Below are 26,485 nucleotides of genomic sequence, written 5' to 3'. Positions count from 1 at the left end.
CTAAATATTCTATTTTTAAACCTATAAACTACTTTACCAAATATGGACCAACTACTAACCGCCGATGCATTCTTTACCCTATTCATGCTTATTTTGCTTCAAGCAGTTCTGGGTTTTGACAACCTACTTTACATCTCATTAGAATCTAAAAAAGCCGATCCTTCACGTCAGAGTTTTGTTCGTAAAATGGGAGTTGGTCTTGCAATTATACTTCGTATTGTATTGCTATTTGTGTTGATGTCGCTAATTCAATACTTTCAAAATCCTTTTGCAAGCTTGCATCAAGAAGGCTTGCTCGAGTTTGAATTTAATGTACATAGTATAATTGTACTCATTGGTGGTGTTTTTATTATATATACCGCAATAAAAGAGATATGGCATATGATGCTTATGCACGAACATGAAGTCGAAGACAAATCAAAAAAGCGATCAGAAACGATGATCATTGTTTGGATCGTTATTATGAACTTAGTCTTCTCTTTTGATTCTATTTTAAGCGCGATGGCGTTAACTAGCCATATGGATTACACACCTCAACTTATACTAATGAGTATCGCTATTATTGCAGGAGGTGTATTAATGATTGTTTTAGCAGATAAAGTCGCCAACTTTTTACAGAAAAATAGAATGTATGAGGTTCTCGGGCTTTTCATTTTATTTATCGTTGGAATCATGTTATTATCGGAAGGCGGTCATTTAGCGCACATAAAAATCTTCGGAAACCCAATTGAACCAATGAGCAAAACTACCTTCTACTTTGTGATTATTGTCTTGGTAATTGTTGATATTGTTCAAGGTAGATATCAAAAGAATTTACTCGCTCAAAAAGCAAAAGAAGAAGCTATCTTAGAAAAGATAGAAAGCGATAACTAAAAAATCTCATTTTATGAAAAGCCAAAGCAGAAGAAAGTTTATACAATCACTAACTTCTGGTGCTGCGGCTTCAGTTGCGCTACCTAGTTTAGCATTTGCTTCGATCAACGAAAATTTTGAGACCTCATTCAAGCAAGTATTTGATACAACCTATACCGATGAAGAGGCATTTTGGAAGGCAATCAAAAAGCAGTTTAAATTTGCAGATGGCTTGTATTATTTTAATAATGCCTCATTAGGATCTTCTTCAATTCCTATTCAGCAAGCGACCAACACATTTCGCGAAACCTTGGATGGTTTTCCGTCCAAGTATATGTGGGGTGGCTGGAATGATGAAAAAGAGATCACTCGCAAGCAGGTAGCCGACTTGTTTTCAGTTTCTGAAGAAGAAATTGCGCTCACACATAATACAACTGAAGGCATGAACCTCATCGCACGGAGTTTTGATTTAAAAGCTGGTGACGAAGTGATTCTTGCAGATCACGAGCATGCAAGTGGGACCATTCCTTGGGAGGTATGGCAAGAAACTAAAGGCATCAAACTTATACGTCCTACCCTTCCAAGTCTTCCTAAAAGCATTGATGAAGTTGTAGCGGTTTTTAAGAAGGCCATTAGCCCGCGAACCAAGGTTATCTCCATGTGTCATATTGTAAATACCAATGGAATGATTCTTCCAGTAAAAGAAGTTTCAAAACTCGCTCATAAAAACGGTATTTTGGTAGCCGTAGACGGAGCCCAATCTGCAGGTATGTTCACAATCGATCTTCATGATCTAGGCTGTGATTTTTATACGGCTAGCGCACACAAATGGTTATTTGCACCTAAAGGAATTGGTGTTTTTTATGCAAAACAAGAAAGTCAACACCATCTAAAGCCTTTAATGGTAGCTCGAGGATATACCGATACGAGTATTAGACGACTTGAAAATTATAATACTCGAAATTTACCTGAACTTCTTGGCTTAGGGGCTTCGGTCAAGTTCCATAATGAAATTGGAGCTAAGAAAATAACAGAACGTTCATTTGAATTGAAATCATACTTCAGAAGCAAGGTGGAAAATAATACAAAATTCAAATTAAAAACTCCAGAACTCGATTCGCTTTCTTCTGCGATTCAGGTAGTAGAAGTGGTAGGTAAAAATGTGCGAGATGTTAAAAGGCGACTATTTGATGAATTTGGAATCGATTGCCGGCCGATGTCTGGTTTTGGACTAAATGCTTTGAGACTTTCCTTTGCTATGTATATCACTAAAAAAGATATTGATTATCTGGTTAATGCGCTCGAAAAGGTTGCTGAGTAATTTTTTTGAAACTGGTGTAACAATTTTTCAATTACTGCATCAAAGGGTAAATTTTAAATCATGAAAAACATAAAACTTACCTTTTTTCTCATTCTATTTACTGCATTTATTTATCCTCAAAATCCAGCAATCCATTCGGATGTAATTGGCAAGGGTGAAGTAATTTTATTTCTTCCTGGGTTTACTACACCAGGTTCAGTTTGGAATGAGACAGTAGAAAATTTGTCTAAAGATTACGAATCACATTTAATTTCTTATGCAGGGTTTAACGGATTAGCTCCAATTGAAATGCCTTGGTATAGCGCGGTAAAAGACGCTATCATTGGCTACATTAATAAGAATGAATTATCGAAGATTACCTTGATAGGCCATAGCATGGGTGGCAATCTTGCCGTTGATATCGCTGGTGCGCTTCCAGACAACATAAAAGGAGTCGTTTTGGTAGACTCCCTGCCCTGCATGAGAGAATTGATGATGCCCGGAGTTCCTGCCGAAAACTTGCAATACGATAGTCCGTACAACAATAATATGTTGACAATGGAGGATGCACAGTTTAAGCAAACGGCCTCATTTATGGCGCAAAATATGACTAATAAAAAAGAAAAGGTCGACACCTTAGTAAACTGGATATTGAAAGCGGACAGAAAAACCTATGTATACGGATATACCGATTTATTGAAACTAGACTTAAGAGAGGATTTAAAAAAAATAAAAGTTAAAACACTTATTCTAGGTGCATCATTCCCAAATCCTGAAATGACTAAGTCAACTTTTGAAAAACAATATACTAATCTCAATGATAAAGAAATTGAGATCGCAAATGATAGTAAGCACTTTATTATGTTTGATCAACCAGAATGGTTTTACAAAAAGCTCAACACTTTTTTAATAAATGAGTAAGCAAGACGCTCAACTTTTTGAATCGATCTATAAAGATCATTATCCTATGGTATACCAAATGTGCTTGGGTTATATGAAAGGAGATAGTGCTCAAGCTGGTGATCTTACGCAAGAAATATTCATCATCATCTGGAATAAATTATCCTCGTTTGAAGGAAAATCAACGCTGAAAACATGGATTTACCGAATTACTGTAAATAGTTGTCTTCAATATTTAAGAAAACAGAAACGAAAAAGAAGCATTCAGTTTGAAAAGATAGAGGGTGTTTTGAAGAATGAACCTACCGAAGAGGTAGATACTAAAAATCAATCCTTGTATGCCGCAATAGGGAAGTTGAATGAAATAGACCGCTTATTGATAATGATGATTTTAGATGGTGAAACCTATGATGGGGTTGCCGAGGTCATAGGAATATCGGTAGTTAATGTGCGCGTAAAAATTCACCGTATCAAACAACGACTTAAAAAAATATTAGAAAATGAATAATGATTTTAACGACATACAGCAATTATGGAATGCTGAAAAGGATTCATTAAGTGCGAATGAAACGTCTCAAGAAGTCCTAAAAAAAATAACCGAGAAGAAGAATGATAGCACAAAATTTCATTATGGAAATGTCTTTGTACTATTGCTAACACTTATTGTCATATGCACTTTTTTTATATTCATTGCTCCTGTTCAAGAAACGCTTAGTAGAATTGGAGCTGGCCTCATGATAGGCGTTTTAGTAATTAGAATAGTTGTGGAAATATATAGTGTCAAACAATCCCATAAACTAGACCCAACACACAATACAGTGGGCAACCTTTCAGCCTCAGTTCAATATTTAAAATTAAGAAGAAGGATACATGGTGTTTTTACCATTAGCCTACTAGTAATATACACTATTGGATTATTTATGATATTTCCCGAATTTCTGCTCTATTTGAGCTGGGTTCCCATGGTCGTTTTTTATGGAATGTACTTGGTTAGTGGTATAATAATTATTCTGACACTCAAAAAGAAAATACGACAGGAACTGGTTGATATTGAAGAAACAATTGAATTAAGAAAAGCACTGACCACTACTGAATAGCAAGCTTAACGCAAGTGAGAACAATAGTATTACAAATATTTTGTTTAACTTTATTAAATAATTTTTAAACAAAATAAGATTTTTGGCACAACCCTATTGTCAAAATGGTGTCTTATTGCTAAATAACAAAATCATGCTATTACGATATTTCTTTCTACTTACTATACTATTACTGACTGCTTGCAATTCTGATGATAGCTATAACGACGACGAACGAAGAGAAGCAGAACCACAGCGCACCTTGATTCCGGACAGCGCTTTTGAAAGAAGTCTAATTGAATTAAGTCTTGATGATGTAGAGGACGGCTCTGTTTTAACGAGTAACATCGAAAATAAAAAACAAATTTTTATAGATGATAAAGGAATAACAGATCTTACAGGAATTCAAGATTTTAGAATGTTATACGATTTTAGAGTGAATGATAATAATATTACTGAACTTGACCTCACTAAAAACACCAATCTAAAATTTCTATCTATAGATAACAATGGTTTGAAAAAATTAAAAGTAACAGGCTTACCAATATTAGAAAAAGTCTTCGCCAAGAATAATGATTTAAATGAGATTGATATTACATCTAACACAAATTTACAGCTACTAGACATAGCCGATAATCAGGTGGAGCGCATTGACGTTTCTCAAAACCCTGAGCTGTTTACATTTGGGAGTACAAACAACCCTTTTACCTGTATTCAGGTTAGTGGTCAACAATTACAGAATATTCCACCGAATTGGAGCATTGCAGATAACAATTTACTATCTACAAGCTGTTACTAGTTATAATACGAACCTATAAGTAGCTTTCACCAAAAATGTGTTTTCTGGTTTCTGACCAAGAATTTGATTGTCTAGACTACTCAATAGTGTTTCAGTAGGGTCACCAGATCCAGTTACGCCCTGTGACCACACTAAGAATATTTCGCTGCCAGGAATATATTCCCATCGCATTACTAGATTCGATCGGAATTGCACGAATGAGAAGTCGGGATTTCCGATTTGATAATCTATCGTTCCATTGGTATTTTCATCTACATTATAAGTATTTGTGGCTGCATCAAATGAGATTTGATTATCATTATATAAACTAATTCTCTCATTTAAATCTTCTGCTGTGGAATTATTCACAAAGTTAAAATCAGAATATCGACCTCTTGAAATAAAAGGCTGTCCGTAATATTGTATGGACAAATTTGGATTGATACTATAGTTAATTCTAATAGTAGATGAAAAAGTTTTCTGTTTGATATTTCCTAATATATACCGCGGAGCACCATCAAAGGAAGTCTCGGTTACGTACTGTGTTCTATTTGGATTATTTTCAAGTGAATTATTGATAGAAATATTCAATGCGTCAAATGGCTGATATTGAAAACGCAACACATAACGCCTAAATGAAAAGTTATTTTGTCTTGCTGCTGAATATACATGACCAATAACCGTTCTAAATTTCTTGGTATTATCAGTTCCAGCAAAAGCAAACACAAAATTCTCATCCGAAAAACGCCATCTAGGACCACCTCTTAAAAAAGTATTAGTGAAAATTCTAGGTTTATGCCCTACACCTACTTCAGTAAACCAATTGTTAATCCAGTTTAAATTGGTTTGCATTTCCCATTGAATACGGTTATAATTCCCATCAAAGTCGTACGAGGAGGTTTGCTCTGCCCCTACGCTTATATTTCTAAATGATTCCGTCGGCTTTAATGTTTGCCAACGCACTTCGGCAAATTGATTAATTTGATCTGCTTGCCGTAAGAAGCCAATATCATTTAACTCCAATTCTGGTGAACGCCAGATAAGGCCAGCATTATAGCGCCAGTTTCCTCCACCTTGCTTACCTCCTTCAATTTTACCACCTGTACCTGTAAGCGATGTCCTTGTAGGATCGACCTCAACATGACTAGCATCCACGCGTTGAAACAAGTGTGTTAATTCACGCTGAGTGCGCTCTATGGCTTCTTCGCTTCCCGTAACATGACTTGCAATTACATTACCTTGAATGAAGTATTTTCGATCATTCCAGTTATGTTGAAAATCCAAACCGCCGGAATATGCTGCTTTTCTAAGAAAATCTAAACCTTCCAAATTTCTATTAGTCGCTGTAAAAATTCCCCCAATAAAACTATTACGTTCGTTAAAATCCTTTTGAGCTCGGGCGACCAAGTAATTCGTTAACGGCTCAACCAATTCTTCTCTTCTGTCACCATTGTTGTCGACCTCCGCAAACATTTTTCCTGTAACGCTTTCTAGTAAACCAATAGACCAGCCATTTTTGGTTTTCCCACTAAATTTCGCTGCGCCAAGAATTGTACTACTAATCGGTTGATCCACAAATTCTCCAGCCACAGTTTGCGCGCTACCTTGTGGACTTCGCCCGATACGGCGACTATAAAAAACGTTGTCCTGTCCGTTGGCGAATCGAAAATCGAAGATGTTCTTATTCTCAACAAAAAATGGTCGTTGTTCACGAAAAAATAATTGAAAACCATCTAAGGCTATAGCACCAGGGTCGGCATCTACTTGGCCAAAATCTGGATTTACGGTAAGATCTAAAGTGAGGTCATTGGTAATACCAATCTTGGCATCAAGCCCTGCGTTTAGTTTAAAGTTATCCCCATCCCTAAAAGGGTTTCCGGCTTCTTCTGGGAAAGTATCATATTGCAATAAAGTAAAAGGTTGAATCTCCAACTGCTTCTGTTGCTCAATATCTATTAAACCATGTAGTTCACCAAATTCGCTAATAAAACCAGGAGCGTCAACAGGAATTCGTTGCCATACGGACCGCTCTTGCTCTCTAAAAATTAATCGGCTAAGTTGAAAACCCCATATTTGTTCTTTTGATTTCCCGAACTTAAGCTGACTAAAAGGTATTTTCATTTCGGCAGTCCAACCTTCAGCATCAGTATTGGTCGCCACATACCAGATGGGGTTCCAGCTTTCATCCCAATTATCTCCGTTCTGTGAAACAAATTCATCACCTTTAACGCCAGCGGCAGTAATTGTGAACGAAAATGCGGTTCGCTTATCATGGTAACTGTCAAATATTACAGTAATTCGATCTCCACTAAAACCATCTCTTCTCGTTAATCTTTTTTCAATTTTATCAGGTTCAGCATCATAACATCGTATGCCAACATAGATGAATTTATCGTCATGTGTTAATTTAAATTTTGATTGATATAGCGGTGGCGTATTCTCGTCAGGGTTTTGCTCGACAAAATCAGTTCCCCATTCTACAGTATCCCAGCTTTGATCATCTAAAATACCGTCGATTTCTGGAGCGGTCTCAGGCGCTAGTTTGTTAGTTGTATATATTTTTTTGGGTACAACTGTTTGTTGGGGTTCTTCCTGAGCTGATAAAAAAGAAAAGAAAAATACGCTGACTATAGCGGCAATTGCCCTTTGTTTCATGTTCGGTTAGATTGACTGCTGGCGAATTTAACATCCTCATAACAAAACCAAATATGGTTTAGTAAAACCTTAACAACAAACATTAATTCTTAACAAAAATTGGGATTTTATAACACCAGTCGATAGGTCGCTTTTAACAGAAAAATATTCTTGGGCTTTGCTCCGAAAACATTGTCCTCTAAATTTCCAAAAAGCCCATCGGCAGGATCACCTGACTGTGAGATGTCTTGAGACCATACTAAGAATACTTCGGATCCTGGAATATATTCCCATCTAAAAACCAGGTTAGAACGCCATTGCACGAAGGAAAAATCAGGGTTATTAAAGCTGTAATCCGTAATGCCATCAATATTTTCATCAATATTGTAGGCCTCATTGTCAAAACTAATCTGATTAGTATCAAACTGATCAAAACGATCATCAAAACTGCTTGCTACGGGATTAGTTATAAATTTAAAATCGCTGTAACGTCCTCGAGAAATAAACGGTTGACCCCAATACTGCAATGTCATATTCGGATTAATATTATAGTTAAGTCTAATAGACATACTCAAGGTTCGTTGGTCGATGCTTCCATTTAAATAGCGTACTTCATCACCAAAATCCTGATTGGTGATCCATTGCAATTTATCATCATTTATGCGGTACGAAGGATTGACTGATATTGTAAGTGCATCTAGAGGCTGGTAGCGTACAAAAAATCCAACTCTAAAAAAGCTATTCGAACGGTCTGTTGCCATAGCACCACCATTACTAAAACCAAAGCGTACTTCTTTTCTCCCATCGGAATTGATATTATTCCAATAGTTCAGCCTAGGCGAATTTCGTAAACGTGGTCCACCTCGTAAAGCAAAATTATTATATGCCAATGCCGTATAAGTAACACCGGCATTTGTGAACCAGTTATTCTGCCAATTTTGCCATGAGTTGGCATTAAATTGAAGCAAATTATGGTTGCCTTGAAAATCCCAGGCGCTCCAATGATTGTAATTAAATTGAACACGTCTAAAACTTTTGGTCGGTTTTAAAATTCGGTATGCTCCCCATGCGTAGTGTCTAATGTCATCTGCACGACGCTGAAATCCAAGATCATTAACCTCTAACTCAGGAGAGCGCCACGTTGCACCAGATTCAAATACAAAATTACCATCACCTGCTTTTCCCATTTTAAAGTTACCCCCAGTTCCGGTAAGTGATGTCTTGGTTTCGTCAACAGAAACATGATCAGCATCTACACGTTGAAATAAATGCGTTATTGAACGCTGCGTTCTTGTAATTGCTTCTGCATTACCACGAACATGACTCCCTATTACATTTCCTTCCATATACCAAGCTTGATTTGCCCATTGATGTTTAAAATCTAAGCCCCCGGAATAGGCCTGTTGGTGCAAAAAGTCAACATTTGAAGAAAGTTGATCACGATTAGTGGCAGTTAGGATTCCACCCACATAACTATCACCATCATTAAAATCTTTTTGAAGTCGACCAACAAAATAGTTAGTAAGTGGCTCCACTATTTGTTCGCTAAGCTCACCGTTAGTGTCGATCTGAGCATATTCCTTTGAGGTGATGCTTTCAAGAATACCAAATGACCAACCATCTTTGGTCTTACCGCTAAACTTTGCAGCTCCTAAAATAGTAGTATTCTCTGGCACATCGACATAGGCGCCATCATCAGTTTCAGGAAAACCTTGTGGATTTCGACCAATACGTCTTGAGTAAAATAAGTTATCTGAACCAAATGTGTCTCCTGCTTGAGATTGAGAAAGGTTAAAGCTAAATATGTTCGCATTCTCAACAAAAAATGGACGCTGTTCTCTAAAAAATATCTGAAAACCATCCAGCGCAATTGCTGATGGGTCTGCTTCTACCTGACCAAAATCAGGGTTGATGGTAAAGTCAACCGTCATATCATTTGTAATTCCGATTTTTCCATCAAGACCAAAGGTGATTTTCGAATCTCGCCCGTCTAGAAAAGGGTTTCCTGCTACTCGCTCAAATGTTTCAGCAGATGCAACTGTGTAGGGTTGTATTTCTCGTTGTTTTTGAGGTTCTAATTTTTTAAGTCCGCGTAATTCACCAAAATTACTTACCCAACCTGCGGCATCTATCGGTACGCGCTGCCATATCGAGCGTTCTTCTTTTCTGAACAGTCTTCGCGTAAATTGTATTCCCCAAACCTGATCATCACCTTTGTCAAAACGTAGTTGACTTAATGGTATTCTATATTCAGCTGTCCAGCCTTCCTCATCTACATTAGTAGCCACATACCAGATCGGATTCCAGCTACTATCCCAGTTATTTCCGTTATTACTTATAAACTCATCGCCTTTAACTCCGGATACTGATGCCGTAAATGAAAATGCCGTACGCATATCGTGATAACTGTCAATATTAACCTCTACCCAATCGCCTGCAAAACCATCGCGTCTTGATAATCGCTTAACAATACTATCTGGCGCTTTATCATACGCGCGAACTCCGATATATAAATTTTTTGCATCGTACAGAATCTTGAACCTAGTCTGTTCACTTGGTGGGGTATTCTCATCTGGTTGATTTTCGATAAAATCACCTCCCCATTCAACAGCATTCCAACTTTCATCATCTAAAACACCATCAATAGTTGGAGCACTTTCTTGCGAAACAGCCTTGGTGGTATATATTTTTTTAGGCACCTCCTTATTCTCCGAGCTCGCTTCAGTTTCAGTTTCTTGTCCAAAAATAAAAGTAGTGGTTAGTGCTAGTAAAAGCACAAATGAAATTCGGATTTTCATAACTGGTTAGTTTGATTTTTGATTGATGATTTGATAGAGAGACCCCGATATTTTTGGACTGTTACACGAACACCCGATTATTTAACATGTTTTAACAGAAGTTTAGCGATATTTGAAGCTAGTAAAGTTGACATCTAGGAGGCACCAACCTAAATGGACTTTCCGTTTTTTTTCAATTTTAAAAATCACTTTCATTGAAGAATCAACCGAATATTTTATTGATCTATACCGGAGGCACCATCGGTATGATCAAAGATTTTGAATCTGGAGCATTACGCGCTTTCAATTTTGATAAACTGCTAGATCGCATTCCAGAATTATCTCATTTAGATTGTAATATTGAAACCATCTCGTTTGACGATCCGATCGATTCGTCAAATATGAATACTGAATACTGGGTTCAAATCGCAGAGATTATTGAATCTAACTATCAAGAATTTGATGGATTCGTTGTCTTACATGGCTCGGACACCATGTCATACTCAGCTTCTGCTTTAAGTTTTATGTTGGAAAATTTAGCTAAGCCAGTCATTTTTACTGGATCACAACTCCCCATAGGTGATTTACGAACTGACGCAAAGGAGAATTTAATTACAGCCATTCAAATTGCATCATTAAAAGAAAAAGGAAAACCGGTTATCAAGGAGGTTGGGCTTTATTTTGAGTATAAACTTTATCGAGCTAATCGCACCACCAAAATAAATGCCGAACATTTTGAGGCCTTCAACTCTCTAAATTATCCTCCGCTAGTTGAATCAGGTGTGCACTTGAATATATATAAGGAGTACTTATATAAACCTAACTTAAAAAAGAAACTGATTGTTCATAAAAATTTAAATACCAATATTGGTCTAATAAAACTATTCCCTGGAATAACAGCCGCTTTTATTGAAGCTATTTTGAATGCCGAAGGATTAGAAGCTGTTATTTTAGAAACCTATGGCGCTGGTAATGCTCCGACCGAACCTTGGATCACAAAACTGATAAAAAATGCCATAAAAAAAGGCATACACATTATCAATGTAACCCAGTGTTCTGGTGGTAGTGTGATTATGGGACAATATGAAACAAGTTCGCACCTAAAAAAGCTAGGTCTTGTTAGTGGTAAAGACATTACGAGTGAAGCTGCGGTTACAAAACTGATGTACTTACTCGGTAAAAAAATCGAACGTGGAGTTTTCAAGTCTATTTATGAAACTTCATTGCGAGGTGAAATGAGTTAAAATTAACGGGTTTTATTTTCCATACTCGACTATTTTTTGTTATTTGCCCGCCTGTTCGGTCAAAATGACTATTTAGAGAGGTGGCCGAGTGGTCGAAGGCGCACGCCTGGAAAGTGTGTATACACCAAAAGTGTATCGAGGGTTCGAATCCCTTCCTCTCTGCAATTAGTATCGTATTTGTACTAACAATTTTTTTATATCTTTAACCCGATTAACTAACAAAATTTAATTTCAAAGTAATGAAAAGAGTATTCTCTATCCTGGCTATCGCCGGAGCTTCAATGTCAGCAAATGCTGCTGTAGTTTTACAATCTGGTGCAGAAGCACCTGCACCAAAAGGTTTCCACCAAGTACTTAAAGAGTACTTTATCGCTGGGGGTCCAGAATTCATGGGTATTGTATTATTGTGTTTGATATTAGGTCTTGCTATATGTATTGAAAGAATCATATACCTTAATATGGCAACAACCAATTCTAAAAAATTAATCGCCAGTGTAGAAGATGCTTTAGCGTCAGGTGGTGTTGAAGCTGCAAAAGAAGTATGCCGTAACACAAAAGGTCCTGTTGCTTCTATTTTCTATCAAGGTCTTGATCGTGCTGACGATGGTGTAGATGCTGCAGAAAAAGCGGTAGTAGCCTATGGTGGCGTTCAAATGGGACAATTAGAGAAGAACGTTTCTTGGATTTCGTTATTCATCGCGATCGCACCAATGCTTGGGTTCATGGGAACGGTAATTGGTATGATTCTTGCATTTAGAAAGATTAGTGCAGCTGGTGGATTAGATGCATCACTTATTGCATCAGATATTCAGGTAGCATTACTAACAACAGTATTTGGTCTTATTGTGGCTATTATACTTCAAATATTTTACAACTACATCATCGCAAAGATTGATAGTATTGTAAATGATATGGAAGATGCCTCAATTTCTTTAATTGACATCTTGGCTAGTAACAAGAAGTAAGACTAAAAACTGATTCGATCATGCAAAAAATATTAAAAATAGCAGTTATCGCACTATGCGTTATAGGACTTATCCTATTCGTAGTGTTGTTAACTTCAGATGACCAAAGTGGCATCATCGATATTATGATGAACTTGGTTTACGTTCTACTTGCTATTACTGCATTAGTTGCTTTGGCTTTTACCATTGTAAACATTGCAGGTGACGGTAAGAAATTAGTAAAAACAGGAATATCAATTGGTGTATTTGCTGTAGTCGCATTAGTGTCGTATGGCATTGCTGACGGAAGCGATAACACCATATATACTGGAGAAATAAGCGAAGGCGGTTCGCAAGCAGTTGGAATGGGTTTATACTTATTCTACTTCTTAGCTGCAATTGCAGTTGCTTTAATGTTGTTCTTCGGAGTAAAAAAAGTATTTAAATAAAACACTATGGCGAAGAGAGATATACCTGAAGTAAGTGCCGGTTCTATGGCCGACATTGCCTTCTTATTATTGATCTTCTTTCTGGTAACTACAACGGTCGAAACTGACTCGGGTATTAACCGACAGTTACCACCTAATGAGCCACCAGAAGAAGATGTAGTGATTAAGCAGAAAAACATCTTTACTGTAGAGGTAAACCGAAACAACCAATTATTGGTAGAAGAGCAACTTATGGAGTTGAAAGACTTAACAGAAGCTGCATATAAATTCTTAGATAATGGTGGCGGTACTGGCGATGAAGCATGTACTTTTTGTCAAGGCGCAAAAGACTCTGAGTCTTCTGATAACCCAACGAAAGCGATTATTTCGCTACGTAACGACAGACAAACTGATTATAAAACGTATATCGCCGTGCAAAACGAGTTAGTTCGTGCATACAATCAGTTTAGAAATCGTGAGTTTAAAAGAAAATTCCCAGGTGAGCGAATGGACTTTATACAGGCAACAGATATGTATAATGACCCTAAAACTTCACAATCTCGTAAAGATGAGCTGAAAGAAAAGTTAACTGAAATCAAAGGAATGATTCCTCAGAAACTTTCAGAAGCAGAACCACGTAAAAGCTAATTAGATATGTCTAAGTTTAAAAAGAAAAAAAGTGGCGATTTACCAGCTGTATCTACGGCTTCGTTACCTGACATCGTATTTATGCTGTTATTCTTTTTCATGACTGTAACGGTTATGAAAGACGATACATTAAAAGTACAGAATGTATTGCCAACGGCTACTGAGGTTGCTAAACTTGATAAGAAAAACCGTATAATGTATATTTATGCTGGTAAGCCTAGTCAACGTTATCAAGCCAAGTATGGTTCTACAGCGAGAATACAATTAAATGATAAATTTTCTTCAGTAGAAGAAGTTCGTCCATTTATTCTAGCTGAAATCGCAAGTAAGCCACAAGAAATACAAAATGTATTGACTACTGCTCTTAAAGTAGATGGTGAAACTAATATGGGATTAATATCAGATATTAAGCAAGAGCTTAGAAAAGCAAATGCACTTAAAATTAATTACACCACACGTAAGGGTGATGTAATGCAGAATTTACAGTAATAGAAATTAAATTTTTGTTTAAAAAAGGTATTTGTTTCGCAACAAATACCTTTTTTAGTTTACATACGTTATCGGTTTATTAGTGTTTAGTTGAAGCTCATTAAATGAAAAAAATCCTATTCTATTTGGCAATATGCTGTTTTCTTCCCAAGCTTTTCGCACAGGAAGAGGAGGTGAAAAACGAGCCTTTTTTTGAAACAGATTCGCTTTATGTTGAAGACCAATTTTATATTGGCGCTACTTACAATATCATGTTCAATAGACCAGATAATGTAAGTCAACGTAATTTATCAAATGGAATTTATGCAGGCTTTATAAAAGATCTTCCAGTAAATAAAAACCGTAACAAAGCCATAGGAATAGGACTCGGCTACTCTGTTAACACCTATTTTGATGAGATTAAAATTACACGGCAAGGAGATGATGTCGTATATGAAGTTATAGATTCGGAGATAAGCATCTCTAAAAACAAAATCATAACACACATTGTAGAGCTTCCAATTGAATTTCGCTGGCGAACATCAACTCCAGATAAATATCAGTTTTGGCGTATCTATCCCGGTTTTAAATTGGGTTATGTATTTAGTGATATTTATAAATTTGAAAGTGGAGCAGAAAGGTTGCGTTTCTCAAATCCTGATCTAAACAAATTGCAATACGGTGTTACAATTAGTGTTGGGTACAACACTTGGAATCTTAACGCTTATTACGGCTTAAATCAGATGTTCGACAATGCTTCTTTAAGTGATGGCACTGCGATAAACACTCGAGATTTTAAACTAGGTCTTATGTTTTACATCCTTTAAGGAAACAGCTACATCCAATAGTTAACCACCAAAATCTGAGGTATTAACCCAAGTAACGAGCCTAAGATAAGCTCTAACCCGTTATGAGACTTTGTCGAAAGTCTAGATGTCGCTACAAGTCCACAACCAATAATGAGTACCGATATCATTAGCAGCAAGTTTTTCTGATAATGCACACTCAAAATCATCACAAACATGGTGACACTGCAAATACCCATCATATGAATACTAGCTTTTATTTTAAAAAAAATAAGCATTAAGCAAGCTAAAGTTGTAGATAAAGCTGCCACAAAAAACCAATATAACTCTATAGCAAAGGAATCAGGAAGTACAATTTTTAATATCAATAATAATAGGATTGTATTAGCATATAATGGTATTTTTCGTTCGGTTATATGCTCTAAAAAAACGGATGAAACCACTCCTAAATTCTTAAGTAAATAATACAAAATTAACGGAATACAAACGGTAAGAATTGCAATCTTAATTAAGATAGTTCCTTGCATTTCAATTGGACTATAACGAGGACTCACCCAATAATACAAACCACTACCTAAAATTGGCATAAACAGCGGATGCAATAAATACGCAACAATCTTTAGAAATGTTTTCATGCTTTGGGATTTATAAGGCAATTAGCTTAAATCTTCTTACGAAGACGCGCTACTGGCAAATCTAATTGCTCACGATACTTGGCGACAGTACGTCTAGCAATTGGGTAGCCTTTTTCTTTTAAGATCGTAGCCAATTTCTCGTCAGTTAAAGGCTTTTTCTTATCCTCTTCGCTAATAACTGTCTCCAAAATTTTCTTGATCTCTCTTGTCGAAACATCTTCTCCTTCGGTATTTTTCATTGACTCAGAGAAAAACTCTTTAATCAATTTTGTTCCATAAGGCGTATCGACATACTTACTATTGGCTACTCTAGATACGGTAGAAACATCCATATCGATCATATCGGCAATATCTTTTAAGATCATAGGCTTAAGTTTTCGCTCATCTCCACTTAAAAAATATGCCTGTTGATAATGCATAATCGCGTTCATGGTCACAAACAAGGTTTGCTGTCTTTGTCTAACCGCCTCTATAAACCATTTAGCCGCATCTAGCTTTTGTTTTATAAACATAACCGCATCTTTCTGCGACTTTGTTTTCTCTTTAGAATCTTTATAGCCCTTAAGCATATTGCTGTACTCGCGCGACACATGAAGCTCTGGTGCGTTTCTTCCATTTAGGGTCAACTCTAATACTCCTTCAACGATGCGAATAGCAAAATCAGGCACTACATGTTCGATCATTTTAGTATTGCCAGAATATGAGCTTCCCGGTTTAGGATTTAAACGCTCAATTTCGAGTATCGCGTCTTTTAGCTGCTCCTCATTAACATCAAACTTATGCAATAGCTTCTTATAATGTTTTTTAGTAAACTGCTCAAAGCTCTTTTCTAATATCCTAATAGCTAATACAATTGGTATTGTAGGCTCTTTACGTTTTAACTGTAGTAGCAAACACTCTTGCAAACTAGTCGCCCCTACTCCTGCTGGATCCAGCTGTTGAACAATATCAAAAACCTCAGCTATCTTTTCTTCAGTGGTGTATACATTTTGGGTGAATGCCAAGTCATCTAAAATATCGGTAATTTCTCTTCTTATGTATCCGCTCTCGTCAACACTTCCTATTAAAAATTCGGCAATGCTGCGTTCCTCTTCACCTAGACTAAATGTATTTAGTTGGGTTTTTAAATGCTGATTAAATGAGGTTCCCGAAGCATAGGGAACGCTCTTCTCATCATCATCGCCGCTATAATTATTTGCCTGTGTACGGTAATTAGGGACTTCATCATCACTTAAATACTCATCGATATTTATATCCTCCGCATTTATTTGATCATTATCATAGTCATCAAACTCTTGATCTTGACTAGCAACATCAGCGTCGTACTCATCGGCATTATCCTTACCACTATCCATAGCAGGGTTTTCTTCTAACTCCTGTTTTAGTCGTTGTTCAAATGCTTGGGTAGGAAGTTGTATAAGCTTCATCAACTGTATTTGCTGAGGCGATAGCTTTTGTGATAATTTAAAGTTTAACTGCTGTTTTAGCATCGAAAAATTTAAGATTAAGTGGTATACCCAATATAACTCAAAAATAAATAATTAGAGGGTAGTTTAACTAGTTAATCAGGTTAAAAAGTGTAAAATTGAAAAGTCACTGATAACAGGCTGCGAAAAAGTAATATACTTTATTATAGTCACTAACTTCTAGTCCACCCACTCTATGCAAAGCTTTAATTAGTTGGCATCTCAGTGGATACAAATTTTAATAGGATAGTGTTTTCATAATTGAATGTTAATAATAAATTCTAACACTATATCTCATGCCCAAGTAGCACGCTGATTAAAACAAAATCTTATATTTGTTTACCACCAAACCACCTATATGGGATTAGTAACAGCCAAGGAAGTTTCTACAGCCATTAAAGCCGATAAATATGGCTTTTTAGGTACTTTTTTTGGATGGATACTCATGAAAGTCCTTAAAATTTCCACACTTAACAAAGTATACAACAAGCATAAACACCTTAACGACTTACCTTTTTTAAATGGGATTTTAGACGAGTTTCAAATAAAGTTTGAAATACCAGAAGAAGATTTAAAACGACTACCCAAAAACGGAGCCTATATTACCGTTTCTAACCATCCTCTTGGCGGGATTGATGGAATATTGCTACTTAAATTAATACTAGAGCAACGTTCAGATTATAAGATAATTGCCAACTTTTTGCTTCATCGAATTGAGCCGTTGGCCCCTTATATTATGCCGGTAAATCCATTTGAAGATCATAAAGACGTTAAGTCTAGTATTGCAGGGTTCAAACAATCTATACAGCATTTACGGGATGGACATCCGTTAGGTGTTTTTCCAGCTGGAGAAGTATCAACTTATAAAGATGAAAAACTAATTGTAGATAAGCCATGGGAAATGGCGGCAATTAAACTTATTAAAAAAGCCGAAGTTCCTATTGTGCCCATCTATTTTCACGCTAAAAATAGTCGTCTTTTTTATCGACTATCTAAAATTAGCGATACGTTTCGGACAGCCAAATTACCGTCGGAGCTATTATCGCAAAAACGCAGAACTATTAATGTTCGTATTGGTAAGCCCATTAATATAAAAGACCAAGCGCAACATGAAAACCTAGAGGAGTATGGTGATTTTATAAGGAAGAAAACTTATATGCTTTCTAACACTTTTGAAAAGCAGAGCCTATTAAAGAAAGTGCAGCCTTCATTAAAAATACCAAAGCCTCCACAAGAAATCATTACGCCTGTTGCGAGTAATACGATTGAAGAAGAAATTAACGTATTACGTGAAAAAGAACGTCGATTGCTGCAGAGCAAGAATTATGAGGTGTACTTGGCCCCTGCTGATGAAATGCCCAGTATTTTACGGGAAATCGGCCGACTGCGGGAAATAACATTTAGAGAAATAGGTGAAGGAACCAACCAATCAATTGACCTAGATAAATTCGATAGGTATTATCACCATATGTTTTTATGGGATACCGACAAAAAACTAATAGCCGGGGCATATCGAATGGGGCTAGGCGCACAGATTTTTGAAAAATATGGAATTGATGGTTTTTATCTTCAAGATCTGTTTCGATTTGAACCTGAACTGTATCAAATGATGAGCAAAAGTATCGAGATGGGTCGTGCGTTCATTATTTCTTCATACCAACAAAAACCCATGCCTTTGTTCTTATTATGGAAAGGTATTGTGCATACTACACTTCGTTTCCCTGAACATAAATATTTGATTGGCGGAGTGAGTATTAGCAACCAGTTTTCAAACTTTAGCAAGTCGTTAATGATCGAGTTTATGAAATCGCATTATTACGACCCCTATGTAGCGCAATATGTTCACCCTAAAAAAGAGTTTAAGGTGAAATTAAAAGATGCCGACAAGGATTTTATTTTTGATGACACGGCAGCGGACCTTAACAAATTCGACAAGCTTATTGACGAAGTTGAACCTGGTAGTTTACGTCTACCAGTACTAATCAAAAAATACATCAAACAGAATGCAAAAGTGGTAGCATTTAATGTTGACCCTCTTTTTAATGATGCTGTTGACGGATTGATGTATATACGTATTGCTGATCTTCCAGAAAGTACGGTAAAACCAGTGATGGAGGAGTTTCAAGCAGAATTAGAGCGAAAATTTGCTGAGAACAACGACCGATGAAGCTTTTTTTAGGCTTATTTCTCTTTTTAAATATTGGCATTGTCAGCTGTCAAACATTAATTTCAGGAACTATTTTTGATGAAAAAACTAACGAGCCCTTAGAAGGTGTTTCTGTTTATTTTGATGGCACCACAATTGGCGTTGTTACTAATTCCAAAGGGTTCTTTGAGCTGGAACTTGATAGGAAAATTAAGTCTGCGCTCGTAATTAGTTACCTTGGGTATTTTGACATTGTTACGCCCAATCCTTATGATAAGGAAGGCTGGAAAATTTATTTAAGAGAAAAAGCATTTGCCTTACAAGGGGTTACTTTAAAAGCCGATCCTTTTACAAGAGAAGAAAAACTAGAGGCATTTAAGGCTCAGTTTCTAGGCACAAATAAAAATGGTCAATCATGCAAAATTTTAAATGAAGATTATATTCATGTAGCTTATGATGTAACTACTAATCAATTGTTAGCCTCATCGGAAGTACCAATTATCGTTAATAATAAGCTTCTTGGGTATGAAAATAGATTTAGTCTAAATGATTTTTACATAAAATTTCGCAGAAAGACGCTTTCCACATTCGCCATTAAAGAAACTTATTATGAAGGAACCTCTTTTTTTATCGATAAACAAAAGAACAATCAAAAGTATTTGAAAAATAGAAACGATGCTTATGAAGGTTCTATATTACATTTAATGCGCACAATTCGAATTGAGAACTATGAAAACGAAAAGTTTTATTTTTTTAGAGGTAAAGCTCAGCTCCAACCAAATTCTCATATAGAAGTAGTCAAAAGAGGGGATTATGCGAAGGTCATTTTTCCAGATTTTATACTATCTATCTGGTTTGAGGGTCGCAGATCAGAAATAATAAAAAAAGCTAATCATTTGATTATAGATAAAAATGGTAATTTTTCTCCACCAACCGCCGTCCGATTTAATGGTGATCTTGGAAGACAACGTGTTGGAAACATGTTGCCATTTGACTTTCTTCCTAAAGAATAATATTTTTCTTAAAACAAATAAAGACTGTTTTTTGATTGAAAAAAGTTAAAATGAATAAACATAGAATATTAATGAAGCTGGTTACCAGCTTTTTGTTTGCACTACAAACAACTTTGTTAGTAAGCCAAACGACTATTTCAGGAACCGTTTTTGACGAAAAAACTAACGAACCCTTAGAAGGTGTTTCTGTTTATTTTGATGGTTCTACTTTTGGAGTGGTCACTAATCCCAAAGGTTACTTTGAATTGCCGGTTGATGAAAAGATCAACTCCGCTTTGGTTATCAGTTTTTTGGGGTATTCTGATCTGGTCGTACCAAATCCATACGATAAAGGGAATTGGAAGATTTACTTAAAAGAAAAAGCTATAGTTCTTGAAGGTGTTACGCTAAAAGCAGATCCGTTTACACGTGCTGAAAAACTAAGAGCATTTAAAGCTCAATTTCTGGGTAATAGTGCAAACGGGCGCTCCTGCAAAATTATTAATGAAGATGCTATTTGGTTATCTTATGATGTGACGAGCAATAAGTTATTGGCATTTTCGGATGAGCCAATAATTATTCGTAATAAACTTTTAGGCTATGAAAACAGATTTAAGCTCATAGATTTTTTTGTTGAATACAATAGACAAACACTTTCTTCACTTTCCACTAAAGAAACCTATTATGCCGGCACTTCATTCTTCATTGATAAACAAAAAGACAAGCGTTTATACCGCAAAAGACGAAATGCAACCTATCAAGGATCTGTATTGCATTTAATGCGAACAATTCGCGATGAAGATTTTGATAATCAGAAATTTCGATTTTTTAAAGGTGGCTTTAAGATCAAACCTGAATCATATATCAATGTGATTAAACAAGAAAATAATACCAAGGTTATCCTCCCCGATTTTAAAATGCCTATCTTATTTAAAAATAGAAGATCAGATCTTACTAAACGCGGCGATTATTTAATAATTGACGGTTATGGCAATTTTTCGCCGCCAAACAACTTATACTTTAATGGTGATATGGGAATGCAACGTATAGGTGATATGCTGCCATTAGACTTCAAACCAGAAAAATAAGCAATCAGCTAAGTCAAATTCTCGCGCACAAAAGTCTTGCAGTACGATTTAATCTCATTACGGGTCGCTTCAAAAGCTGCGTGAATTTCATCTTCAGTGCCTTTCAGTTTTGATGGATCACTGAAGTTATAATGAAAACGCTCGGCACTACCTGGAATATATGGACAGTTTTCCTGTGCATGATCGCAAACTGTAATGATAAAATCAAAATTCACATCGGCGTACTCATCTACATGATTAGATGTGTGTGCAGAAATATCAATACTATCTTCTTGCATAATCGCTACAGCATGCGGATTCAATCCATGCGTCTCGATACCAGCGCTGTAAACGTTTGCTTTCGTTTTTGCTAAATAATTTAAATACCCATGTGCCATCTGGCTTCGGCACGAATTTCCGGTACATAGTACCAATACATTACTTTTCATTAATCTATTTAATTCCTATTATCTTACTTCTTCTTTCTAACAAACAGTTATCATGCCACTTTCCATTTCGGCTGGCTACTTTTTCACGAAATCCAATCATTCGGAATCCCATTTTTTGATGCAAAGCAATACTAACCTTATTTTCTGAAAAAATCCCTGCTTGCAATGTCCAAAAACCAGCTTTTTCACTTTCACTTATCAATCGATACAACAACCGCTGTCCGACTTTCAAACCGCGCCCACTTGCCGCAATATAAATACTAACCTCAGCGACTCCTTTATACGCTTTCCTTCTAGAAACAGGTGATAAAGCGGCCCAGCCGCATATCATATTTTCCTTTTCAGCGACTAATCTGCAACTAGAAATATGCGCGACATCCCATTGTTCCCAACTCGGAATTTCAGTCTCGAAAGTCGCAACTTCCGTATCTAGTCCTTCCTTATAAATCGCTGCTACTGCAGACCAATCATCTTTTGTAAGCGCCCTTATTTTCATTAGCAACAACCACTTCCTGGAGCACAAGCTTCTGCAGTCTCCGTATTGGGAACTCCGCAAGTATCTTTTGCCTTACAGTCGGTTTTTGTAACAGCTAAATTAAAAATTAGTTGTCGATCATTTATTGCGAAATCGTTAACAAATAAATGAGCAGTATGAAATAAGGCGTTGCCATATTCAAACTTCACTTCTGCGTCCTGATCCATCGACTTCATCTTATCTACCTTCGTCAATATAGAAAGTGCTTTGTAAACGGTTAAATATTCGGTCTTTCCAATTTCTGTTGGACTTTCCCAAAGTTGAATAACAGTCTCTTTCCAGAAATCAGTATTTGCACCGCAATCAACTGCATCTACAGTTATGTTTTTTACTTCTGTAACGTGATAATTGGCTCCGACCAACATGCCAGGACTATATTCAAACAACAACGATTTATCCGTATGTTGTTTTAAGATCGATAAGAATTCTGATGTTTTCATTTGTTCTTTTTTTATTGTTTTTCATAGGTCAAATGTAATTCGCCATTGATAATCTCGGTAGATATCAAGATTTGTTATCGCTCATTTCATAATTCGCTATTTAGACGTTTATACTACTATTATTTTTAATTGAAATAATTTTATTTAATAATGCTTTAAAATGAGATTCATTGGTGAAGACATTCATAATAGTTACTCTCAAGTAGAATACTCCCTTTAAATAGGTCGACACAATATAAAACTCGCCATCTTCTAATAATTGCCTTCTTATTTGTTGGTTGATATTTCCTATTTCCTCTGAGTCTAAATCACCTTTAACACGGAAGCATAAAATATTGGTTTCGGGCTGCATCGCTAGTTCAAATTCTTCATTCGATTCTATGATGTCAGCAAAGGTTTTACCTAAATCATATAATGTGGTGACATAGTCATCAAAAAACTGAGTGCCATATGCATTTATGATGCTAAAAAATCGGATACTCATCATGCTCTTGGTACACTCAAAAGTTCGTTTTGCCAGGTTATACCATTCTAAATCATCATTTTTATCCCATAAATAATGGGCTTTTTGACTAAAGGTGGTATAAGTATCATTAGATCGTTTAAACAGCAAGGCTGTTGTTATGCTAGAAGTTGCCATCATTTTATGACCGTCAATTGCCACTGAATCTGCTTGCTCAATCCCATTCAGTAAGTACTTGTATTTTGACGAAAACACGGCTGCGCCCCCATGAGCTCCATCCACATGAAACCAAATATTTTTTTGTTGGGCAAACTCAGCTAAGGCTTCTAAATCATCGTGAACTCCAGAAGATGTTGACGGTGCACTACCTACAACAGCGATTACCTCGTAGCCATTATTCTTAGCATTATTATATGCGGTCTCTAATTGACTAGTATTAATCTTGAAATTCTCATTCACTGGAACTTTGATAATTCCACCATCACCCAATCCCATAATTCTTGCCGCACGATCTATGCAATAATGCGCCTCTTCTGAAACTAATACGGCTAATTTATTGGTATGACCATCATTCCAAACATCATCTTTCGCAACCGATTTTCTTGCCGCTATTAAAGCAGTCAAATTGGCTAGCGTTCCGCCGGAAGTCAGGAAGCCATCCGCATTATCATTGTAACCAATTGCTTTGGTAAACTCGTTAACGACTAGCTTTTCGATAGCGGTCGCCGCAGCACCCATTTCATAAACCGCCATCCCATTATTTAACATGGCACTAAGCAAGGTTGCCAAACCAGAAACAGGTACTGTTGGCGAGATCTGATGCCCAATGTATTTCGGATTATGAGTGGCTATAGATCGATTTAAGATCGTTTCAAAAAGATTCTTTGTACTATGCTTTTCCTTGGCAAATTGTTCCCAAAATTCATATTCATCATTGGGAGTTGACCATTCAATAACTTTATCTGTCTTTTCACCAATATGTGAACTAAGATGATCAGATAAGAGTTGAATTAATTCATTCCCTTCTTGCTTAAAAAGTTCATCACTATATGCTCGTTTTAAAAGTGGTGTACTCATGTTGGTTATTTTAAAAGACCTTTAAAGAATTGATCCATCACTACAGAAAATTGATCAAAATTAGATTTGCTCAGACAATAACAAACACTTTTCCCTTTCACATTTCCTTGTATTAAACCAGCATCACGAATCACCTGCAAATGTTGAGATACCGTTGCTTGCGAAAGTCCGACCTCTTCTGTAATATCATTGCAAATACAGCCTTCTTGTTCACTTATATACTTTAAAATAGCAACACGAGCAGGGTGTGCTAGCACTTTGGCTACCTGCGCGACTTCTATAGTATCTATACTGTGAATATCGGTTTTTGTTGTTCCCATTTTTCAAGAAAGATAAATTTATCATCGTAATATTGCAATATTACGATGATGATTTGAAAACAAAAAGGCAAATCGTGTTAAAATTTGCCTTTTTAGTATATTAATTTGTGATTTTTAGAACCAAGGTTTTTTACCAGCTTGATATGTATTGTAGAATTCCTCATCAGATTTAGTGAGATACATAATTCCTTCAATTAAGCCAATAATTCCAGCCGCCATTGATATAAATACACCAATACCTAAGCAAGAAGTTGCAATACCAATTAAGTTGATTGCCAAAAGTATTATTCCTTCCTTGTTATATCCTAAAATGAATTTATGGACACCGAACGAACCCAATACGATAGCCAAGATACCTGCAAGAATTTTCTTGTTTTCCGATCCTGTAACACTATCCAGTCCTTCTTTAAACTCACTAGCAGTTTCCTTTGCTTCCGCTGCAAATTCTTTTGTCTCTTCTTTTACTTTATCGGCTGCTTTTTTTGCCCCTTCTTTGGCATCCCCGATCATATCATTAAGATCGTCACCAAGACTTTTATTGTCGTCTGACATGGTTGTTTAATTTTTAAATGGTTAACAGGCTTAAATTTAGTGAAAAAAACTCAGCTACAAGAAGGCTTTATCAATTGGCTCCCAGAGTTCTAATTTATTTCCTTCGGGATCTAAAATCCAACCAAATTTTCCATATTCATATTCTTCTATTTCACCAACGACTGTTACTCCCTCTTCTTTTAACACCTTCAACAATTCAACCAAGTTCTCCACCCGAAAATTCATCATGAATTGTTTTTTACTCGGATTAAAATATTGAGTATCCTCTTTAAATGGTGACCATTGGGTTGAACAGTCATTTCCTTCTTTATCTTTCCACCAGAAAGTACAGCCATATTGATCAACTGGTAATCCAAGTCGATCTTTATACCATTGTTTTATTTCATCTGGATTTTCAGTTTTAAAGAAGAACCCACCTAAGCCTGTTACTCGATTTTTCATTTTGTAGTTTTAAAAGATTATCAATTCTTTACATTCTTTTCGTATAAAGCTATCCAATCGTCGGCAGTCATTTTTGTACACAGTTCACCAATTAAATCGTAAGGGATATTCTTCATATTCTTAAACCGGATGCAGCTTTTTCCCATATCCAATTTTGTCTTTACATACTTCGGATATTCGCCTACAAACCAATCGTACAATTCCCTCTTTGCATAAATACCAGAATGATATAGTGCTACAAAGTTTTTTTGTGAAGCAAGATTGATAAACGGCAATGGAATTTTAGGATCACAATGATAACCATCTGGGTATTTAGAATGCGGCACAAAATAAGCCATCATGCCATAACCCATTCCTTCTTGAAACCCGCTAGGCAGATTATCTTGAATTACTTTTCTGATTTTTATGATAACTTCCTTTCGCTCATCAGGAAGTTCACCAATGTATTCTTCCGGTGTGGTTGCTTTTGATGTCATTATAACTGGTTTATGGTTGTTTACGCTGTAGCACTAGGGATGAAAGTAATGAAATTATGAAACCAATTACAAATACGGTAACGGCCATTAACAAAAAGCTCATTACTGGATTACTAAACAATTCTTTTTGAATTTCTGCTGTCGCAACGGCCGCTTCTAATTCTTCAGCGGGTACTGTTTCTTCTAATTTTTTAATATAATCCGTATAGTACTCAGTTGCGAAATCAGGATTTACAAGTTGTGTATATAGTGTATCTAGTACACCAAAAGCTAAGGCCGTAAGTAGCGATATTAGTAATCCGATTTTTAGAGCTTGTTTAAAGGTAACAACCCCATTGTTTTCTTTATCTCTAAAATGTTTTATTCCGAAAAACACAAAGGACAGTGAAATGATCATCGATGAATACCCGATAATCTCTTGCGCAGAATAGTCTAACCCACTACCTAAGGAAAGTGCTAAAACGAATAACACACAAATCGTGATGGCTCCAAACAGCCCAAATCTTAATACAGTTTTTTTCATTTTTATCAGTTTAAAGTTGAAGCAAATGTAGGCTGAGGCGCCGCTCAA

At 36.2% G+C, this 26,485-nt stretch carries 28 protein-coding genes and 1 tRNA gene; 16 read left to right on the top strand and 13 right to left on the bottom strand.

Annotation, left to right across the window (positions count from 1 at the left end; all coding sequences use genetic code 11):
• Positions 1 to 42: 42 nt before the first annotated feature.
• The 6 genes from GWK10_RS12685 to GWK10_RS12660 all read left to right on the top strand — a co-directional run bounded on the left by GWK10_RS12685 (position 43) and on the right by GWK10_RS12660 (position 4,927).
• Positions 43 to 873, top strand: a complete 831-nt coding sequence (locus tag GWK10_RS12685; RefSeq protein WP_164032755.1) for a TerC family protein — start codon at positions 43 to 45, stop codon at positions 871 to 873.
• A 13-nt stretch (positions 874 to 886) separates the two neighbouring features.
• Positions 887 to 2,173 carry an aminotransferase class V-fold PLP-dependent enzyme gene (locus GWK10_RS12680; RefSeq protein WP_164032754.1) on the top strand — a complete coding sequence of 429 codons (1,287 nt, stop codon included), beginning with the start codon at positions 887 to 889 and terminating at the stop codon, positions 2,171 to 2,173.
• A 60-nt stretch (positions 2,174 to 2,233) separates the two neighbouring features.
• On the top strand, positions 2,234 to 3,073 hold the full coding sequence (locus tag GWK10_RS12675; RefSeq protein ID WP_164032753.1) for an alpha/beta fold hydrolase: 840 nt from the start codon (positions 2,234 to 2,236) through the stop codon (positions 3,071 to 3,073).
• Complete coding sequence (locus tag GWK10_RS12670; protein WP_164032752.1) at positions 3,066 to 3,560, top strand: RNA polymerase sigma factor; 495 nt, start codon at positions 3,066 to 3,068, stop codon at positions 3,558 to 3,560. The genes GWK10_RS12675 and GWK10_RS12670 overlap by 8 nt, the downstream gene beginning before the upstream one ends.
• On the top strand, positions 3,553 to 4,149 hold the full coding sequence (locus GWK10_RS12665) for a hypothetical protein (protein WP_164032751.1): 597 nt from the start codon (positions 3,553 to 3,555) through the stop codon (positions 4,147 to 4,149). Before GWK10_RS12670 ends, GWK10_RS12665 begins: the two co-directional genes overlap by 8 nt.
• 133 nt (positions 4,150 to 4,282) lie before the next feature.
• The gene (locus GWK10_RS12660) at positions 4,283 to 4,927 is read left to right on the top strand and encodes a leucine-rich repeat domain-containing protein (protein ID WP_164032750.1); all 645 of its coding nucleotides are present in this window, start codon (positions 4,283 to 4,285) and stop codon (positions 4,925 to 4,927) included.
• On the opposite strand, the gene GWK10_RS12655 is transcribed toward GWK10_RS12660, so the two are convergent.
• Entirely contained in the window at positions 4,928 to 7,561 is a 2,634-nt protein-coding gene (locus GWK10_RS12655; protein WP_164032749.1) for a DUF5916 domain-containing protein, read from the bottom strand.
• Positions 7,562 to 7,668: 107 nt separating this feature from the next.
• Positions 7,669 to 10,338, bottom strand: coding sequence for a DUF5916 domain-containing protein (locus GWK10_RS12650; RefSeq protein ID WP_164032748.1), 2,670 nt, complete (start codon positions 10,336 to 10,338; stop codon positions 7,669 to 7,671).
• Positions 10,339 to 10,532: 194 nt separating this feature from the next.
• Between GWK10_RS12650 and GWK10_RS12645 the strand changes: the two genes are divergently transcribed.
• The 7 genes from GWK10_RS12645 to GWK10_RS12615 all read left to right on the top strand — a co-directional run bounded on the left by GWK10_RS12645 (position 10,533) and on the right by GWK10_RS12615 (position 14,876).
• Positions 10,533 to 11,561: an asparaginase gene (locus GWK10_RS12645; RefSeq protein ID WP_164032747.1), complete on the top strand. Its 1,029-nt coding sequence runs from the start codon at positions 10,533 to 10,535 to the stop codon at positions 11,559 to 11,561.
• 74 nt (positions 11,562 to 11,635) lie between these two features.
• Positions 11,636 to 11,723: transfer RNA gene (locus GWK10_RS12640), tRNA-Ser, on the top strand.
• A 77-nt stretch (positions 11,724 to 11,800) separates the two neighbouring features.
• Complete coding sequence (locus GWK10_RS12635; protein ID WP_164032746.1) at positions 11,801 to 12,526, top strand: MotA/TolQ/ExbB proton channel family protein; 726 nt, start codon at positions 11,801 to 11,803, stop codon at positions 12,524 to 12,526.
• Positions 12,527 to 12,546: 20 nt separating this feature from the next.
• Positions 12,547 to 12,954: a hypothetical protein gene (locus GWK10_RS12630; RefSeq protein WP_164032745.1), complete on the top strand. Its 408-nt coding sequence runs from the start codon at positions 12,547 to 12,549 to the stop codon at positions 12,952 to 12,954.
• A 6-nt stretch (positions 12,955 to 12,960) separates the two neighbouring features.
• Positions 12,961 to 13,581, top strand: a complete 621-nt coding sequence (locus GWK10_RS12625) for an ExbD/TolR family protein (RefSeq protein ID WP_164032744.1) — start codon at positions 12,961 to 12,963, stop codon at positions 13,579 to 13,581.
• A 6-nt stretch (positions 13,582 to 13,587) separates the two neighbouring features.
• The gene (locus GWK10_RS12620; RefSeq protein ID WP_164032743.1) at positions 13,588 to 14,070 is read left to right on the top strand and encodes an ExbD/TolR family protein; all 483 of its coding nucleotides are present in this window, start codon (positions 13,588 to 13,590) and stop codon (positions 14,068 to 14,070) included.
• Positions 14,071 to 14,174: 104 nt separating this feature from the next.
• Positions 14,175 to 14,876 carry a porin family protein gene (locus tag GWK10_RS12615; protein ID WP_164032742.1) on the top strand — a complete coding sequence of 234 codons (702 nt, stop codon included), beginning with the start codon at positions 14,175 to 14,177 and terminating at the stop codon, positions 14,874 to 14,876.
• Positions 14,877 to 14,884: 8 nt separating this feature from the next.
• Here GWK10_RS12615 and GWK10_RS12610 read toward each other — a convergent pair whose 3' ends face one another.
• Positions 14,885 to 15,490, bottom strand: coding sequence for a hypothetical protein (locus GWK10_RS12610; protein WP_164032741.1), 606 nt, complete (start codon positions 15,488 to 15,490; stop codon positions 14,885 to 14,887).
• A 26-nt stretch (positions 15,491 to 15,516) separates the two neighbouring features.
• On the bottom strand, positions 15,517 to 16,980 hold the full coding sequence (rpoN, locus tag GWK10_RS12605) for an RNA polymerase factor sigma-54 (protein ID WP_164032740.1): 1,464 nt from the start codon (positions 16,978 to 16,980) through the stop codon (positions 15,517 to 15,519).
• A gap of 334 nt (positions 16,981 to 17,314) precedes the next feature.
• On the opposite strand from rpoN, the gene GWK10_RS12600 reads away from it, so the two are divergent.
• The 3 genes from GWK10_RS12600 to GWK10_RS12590 are packed head-to-tail and all read left to right on the top strand — an operon-like array spanning position 17,315 to position 21,182.
• A complete protein-coding gene (locus tag GWK10_RS12600; RefSeq protein ID WP_164032739.1) occupies positions 17,315 to 19,123 on the top strand; it encodes a GNAT family N-acyltransferase in 1,809 nt (602 codons plus the stop codon).
• Complete coding sequence (locus GWK10_RS12595) at positions 19,120 to 20,115, top strand: carboxypeptidase-like regulatory domain-containing protein (protein ID WP_164032738.1); 996 nt, start codon at positions 19,120 to 19,122, stop codon at positions 20,113 to 20,115. Before GWK10_RS12600 ends, GWK10_RS12595 begins: the two co-directional genes overlap by 4 nt.
• A 50-nt stretch (positions 20,116 to 20,165) precedes the next feature.
• Entirely contained in the window at positions 20,166 to 21,182 is a 1,017-nt protein-coding gene (locus GWK10_RS12590) for a carboxypeptidase-like regulatory domain-containing protein (RefSeq protein WP_164032737.1), read from the top strand.
• An 8-nt stretch (positions 21,183 to 21,190) separates the two neighbouring features.
• On the opposite strand, the gene GWK10_RS12585 is transcribed toward GWK10_RS12590, so the two are convergent.
• From GWK10_RS12585 to GWK10_RS12545, 9 genes are all read right to left on the bottom strand, one after another.
• The gene (locus tag GWK10_RS12585; RefSeq protein ID WP_164032736.1) at positions 21,191 to 21,610 is read right to left on the bottom strand and encodes an arsenate reductase ArsC; all 420 of its coding nucleotides are present in this window, start codon (positions 21,608 to 21,610) and stop codon (positions 21,191 to 21,193) included.
• Between the two features lie 4 nt (positions 21,611 to 21,614).
• Positions 21,615 to 22,106, bottom strand: coding sequence for a GNAT family N-acetyltransferase (locus GWK10_RS12580; RefSeq protein ID WP_262886651.1), 492 nt, complete (start codon positions 22,104 to 22,106; stop codon positions 21,615 to 21,617).
• A complete protein-coding gene (locus tag GWK10_RS12575; RefSeq protein ID WP_164032734.1) occupies positions 22,106 to 22,585 on the bottom strand; it encodes a DUF6428 family protein in 480 nt (159 codons plus the stop codon). Before GWK10_RS12575 ends, GWK10_RS12580 begins: the two co-directional genes overlap by 1 nt.
• A gap of 100 nt (positions 22,586 to 22,685) precedes the next feature.
• Positions 22,686 to 24,125 (bottom strand): pyridoxal phosphate-dependent decarboxylase family protein, encoded by a 1,440-nt coding sequence (locus tag GWK10_RS12570; RefSeq protein WP_164032733.1) that lies wholly within the window; start codon positions 24,123 to 24,125, stop codon positions 22,686 to 22,688.
• Between the two features lie 5 nt (positions 24,126 to 24,130).
• On the bottom strand, positions 24,131 to 24,445 hold the full coding sequence (locus GWK10_RS12565) for an ArsR/SmtB family transcription factor (RefSeq protein WP_164032732.1): 315 nt from the start codon (positions 24,443 to 24,445) through the stop codon (positions 24,131 to 24,133).
• A gap of 114 nt (positions 24,446 to 24,559) precedes the next feature.
• Positions 24,560 to 24,997: a TM2 domain-containing protein gene (locus tag GWK10_RS12560; protein ID WP_164032731.1), complete on the bottom strand. Its 438-nt coding sequence runs from the start codon at positions 24,995 to 24,997 to the stop codon at positions 24,560 to 24,562.
• A gap of 54 nt (positions 24,998 to 25,051) precedes the next feature.
• The gene (locus GWK10_RS12555; RefSeq protein WP_164032730.1) at positions 25,052 to 25,438 is read right to left on the bottom strand and encodes a VOC family protein; all 387 of its coding nucleotides are present in this window, start codon (positions 25,436 to 25,438) and stop codon (positions 25,052 to 25,054) included.
• Positions 25,439 to 25,458: 20 nt separating this feature from the next.
• A complete protein-coding gene (locus tag GWK10_RS12550) occupies positions 25,459 to 25,914 on the bottom strand; it encodes a DUF1801 domain-containing protein (protein ID WP_164032729.1) in 456 nt (151 codons plus the stop codon).
• A gap of 10 nt (positions 25,915 to 25,924) precedes the next feature.
• Complete coding sequence (locus tag GWK10_RS12545; protein WP_164032728.1) at positions 25,925 to 26,437, bottom strand: DUF4199 domain-containing protein; 513 nt, start codon at positions 26,435 to 26,437, stop codon at positions 25,925 to 25,927.
• Positions 26,438 to 26,485: the final 48 nt, after the last annotated feature.

It is taken from the genome of Spongiivirga citrea, from assembly GCF_010671565.1.
Lineage (GTDB): Bacteria > Bacteroidota > Bacteroidia > Flavobacteriales > Flavobacteriaceae > Spongiivirga > Spongiivirga citrea.
The sequence above is the reverse complement of the archived record's forward strand: the minus strand, read 5'-3'. Positions and strand labels throughout refer to the sequence as shown.

What these genes read in the sequence shown, in the direction of transcription:
- GWK10_RS12685 (WP_164032755.1), top strand. Translation starts at nt 43, where the DNA reads ATGGACCAACTACTAACCGCCGATGCATTCTTTACCCTATTCATGCTT.
- GWK10_RS12680 (WP_164032754.1), top strand. Translation starts at nt 887, where the DNA reads ATGAAAAGCCAAAGCAGAAGAAAGTTTATACAATCACTAACTTCTGGT.
- GWK10_RS12675 (WP_164032753.1), top strand. Translation starts at nt 2,234, where the DNA reads ATGAAAAACATAAAACTTACCTTTTTTCTCATTCTATTTACTGCATTT.
- GWK10_RS12670 (WP_164032752.1), top strand. Translation starts at nt 3,066, where the DNA reads ATGAGTAAGCAAGACGCTCAACTTTTTGAATCGATCTATAAAGATCAT.
- GWK10_RS12665 (WP_164032751.1), top strand. Translation starts at nt 3,553, where the DNA reads ATGAATAATGATTTTAACGACATACAGCAATTATGGAATGCTGAAAAG.
- GWK10_RS12660 (WP_164032750.1), top strand. Translation starts at nt 4,283, where the DNA reads ATGCTATTACGATATTTCTTTCTACTTACTATACTATTACTGACTGCT.
- GWK10_RS12655 (WP_164032749.1), bottom strand. Translation starts at nt 7,561, where the DNA reads ATGAAACAAAGGGCAATTGCCGCTATAGTCAGCGTATTTTTCTTTTCT.
- GWK10_RS12650 (WP_164032748.1), bottom strand. Translation starts at nt 10,338, where the DNA reads ATGAAAATCCGAATTTCATTTGTGCTTTTACTAGCACTAACCACTACT.
- GWK10_RS12635 (WP_164032746.1), top strand. Translation starts at nt 11,801, where the DNA reads ATGAAAAGAGTATTCTCTATCCTGGCTATCGCCGGAGCTTCAATGTCA.
- GWK10_RS12630 (WP_164032745.1), top strand. Translation starts at nt 12,547, where the DNA reads ATGCAAAAAATATTAAAAATAGCAGTTATCGCACTATGCGTTATAGGA.
- GWK10_RS12625 (WP_164032744.1), top strand. Translation starts at nt 12,961, where the DNA reads ATGGCGAAGAGAGATATACCTGAAGTAAGTGCCGGTTCTATGGCCGAC.
- GWK10_RS12620 (WP_164032743.1), top strand. Translation starts at nt 13,588, where the DNA reads ATGTCTAAGTTTAAAAAGAAAAAAAGTGGCGATTTACCAGCTGTATCT.
- GWK10_RS12615 (WP_164032742.1), top strand. Translation starts at nt 14,175, where the DNA reads ATGAAAAAAATCCTATTCTATTTGGCAATATGCTGTTTTCTTCCCAAG.
- GWK10_RS12610 (WP_164032741.1), bottom strand. Translation starts at nt 15,490, where the DNA reads ATGAAAACATTTCTAAAGATTGTTGCGTATTTATTGCATCCGCTGTTT.
- rpoN (WP_164032740.1), bottom strand. Translation starts at nt 16,980, where the DNA reads ATGCTAAAACAGCAGTTAAACTTTAAATTATCACAAAAGCTATCGCCT.
- GWK10_RS12600 (WP_164032739.1), top strand. Translation starts at nt 17,315, where the DNA reads ATGGGATTAGTAACAGCCAAGGAAGTTTCTACAGCCATTAAAGCCGAT.
- GWK10_RS12595 (WP_164032738.1), top strand. Translation starts at nt 19,120, where the DNA reads ATGAAGCTTTTTTTAGGCTTATTTCTCTTTTTAAATATTGGCATTGTC.
- GWK10_RS12590 (WP_164032737.1), top strand. Translation starts at nt 20,166, where the DNA reads ATGAATAAACATAGAATATTAATGAAGCTGGTTACCAGCTTTTTGTTT.
- GWK10_RS12585 (WP_164032736.1), bottom strand. Translation starts at nt 21,610, where the DNA reads ATGAAAAGTAATGTATTGGTACTATGTACCGGAAATTCGTGCCGAAGC.
- GWK10_RS12580 (WP_262886651.1), bottom strand. Translation starts at nt 22,106, where the DNA reads ATGAAAATAAGGGCGCTTACAAAAGATGATTGGTCTGCAGTAGCAGCG.
- GWK10_RS12575 (WP_164032734.1), bottom strand. Translation starts at nt 22,585, where the DNA reads ATGAAAACATCAGAATTCTTATCGATCTTAAAACAACATACGGATAAA.
- GWK10_RS12570 (WP_164032733.1), bottom strand. Translation starts at nt 24,125, where the DNA reads ATGAGTACACCACTTTTAAAACGAGCATATAGTGATGAACTTTTTAAG.
- GWK10_RS12565 (WP_164032732.1), bottom strand. Translation starts at nt 24,445, where the DNA reads ATGGGAACAACAAAAACCGATATTCACAGTATAGATACTATAGAAGTC.
- GWK10_RS12560 (WP_164032731.1), bottom strand. Translation starts at nt 24,997, where the DNA reads ATGTCAGACGACAATAAAAGTCTTGGTGACGATCTTAATGATATGATC.
- GWK10_RS12555 (WP_164032730.1), bottom strand. Translation starts at nt 25,438, where the DNA reads ATGAAAAATCGAGTAACAGGCTTAGGTGGGTTCTTCTTTAAAACTGAA.
- GWK10_RS12550 (WP_164032729.1), bottom strand. Translation starts at nt 25,914, where the DNA reads ATGACATCAAAAGCAACCACACCGGAAGAATACATTGGTGAACTTCCT.
- GWK10_RS12545 (WP_164032728.1), bottom strand. Translation starts at nt 26,437, where the DNA reads ATGAAAAAAACTGTATTAAGATTTGGGCTGTTTGGAGCCATCACGATT.